Source organism: Pseudoalteromonas sp. T1lg22 (assembly GCF_002964645.1).
GTDB lineage: Bacteria > Pseudomonadota > Gammaproteobacteria > Enterobacterales > Alteromonadaceae > Pseudoalteromonas.
In genome coordinates this window covers 1-339 of sequence record NZ_PQBY01000038.1, presented here as the reverse complement: position 1 = coordinate 339, position 339 = coordinate 1, and the positions used below count along the sequence as shown (strand labels likewise).

3 tRNA genes are annotated in these 339 nt (G+C 46.9%); all 3 read right to left on the bottom strand.

The annotated features are described in order from the left end of the window. Nucleotides 1-85: transfer RNA gene (locus C2M24_RS15910), tRNA-Leu, on the bottom strand. An 86-nt stretch (nt 86-171) separates the two neighbouring features. Then, a tRNA-Met gene (locus C2M24_RS15905) sits at nt 172-248 on the bottom strand. Between the two features lies 1 nt (nt 249). Beyond that, nucleotides 250-324 (bottom strand) — tRNA-Gln (locus tag C2M24_RS15900). Nucleotides 325-339: the final 15 nt, after the last annotated feature.

The window sequence follows — 339 nt, the reverse complement described above, 5'->3', positions numbered from 1 at the left end:
TGGTGCGGAAGGTGAGACTTGAACTCACACATCCGAAGATACTGGAACCTAAATCCAGCGCGTCTACCAATTCCGCCACTCCCGCATTTTTATGTGTACAAAGAAGGAATCAAAATCCTGCATCTTCCACATTTTGTGTTTTATACCATTTTCTTATTGGTAGCAAGAAAATGGTGGCTACGCCCTGATTTGAACAGGGGACCCCATCATTATGAGTGATGTGCTCTAACCAACTGAGCTACGTAGCCATGGCTGGAGTACCAGGATTTGAACCTGGGAATGGCGGGATCAAAACCCGCTGCCTTACCGCTTGGCGATACTCCAACTAAAGGGTCGATA